Source organism: Bacillus cereus, from assembly GCF_002577405.1.
In the GTDB taxonomy this organism is placed as follows: domain Bacteria; phylum Bacillota; class Bacilli; order Bacillales; family Bacillaceae_G; genus Bacillus_A; species Bacillus_A cereus_AU.
On record NZ_NULR01000041.1, the window covers coordinates 1 to 221 of the forward strand.

Below are 221 nucleotides of genomic sequence, written 5' to 3' on the forward strand. Positions count from 1 at the left end.
GCACCAGTAGCACCTGTGTTTCCTTGAACACCCTGAGGACCAGTAGCACCCGTGTTGCCTTGAGGCCCAGTGGCACCAGTAGCGCCCGTGTTGCCTTGAACGCCCTGAGGACCAGTAGCACCCGTGTTTCCTTGAGCGCCTTGAGGTCCAGTGTCCCCCGTAGCGCCTGTGTTTCCTTGAACACCTTGAGGCCCGGTAGCACCTGTGTTGCCTTGAGCACC

1 pseudogene is annotated in these 221 nt (G+C 60.2%); it reads right to left on the minus strand.

The features are described 5' to 3' along the window. A pseudogene (locus COC96_RS26850) lies at positions 1-221 on the minus strand (collagen-like protein); the annotation flags it as partial.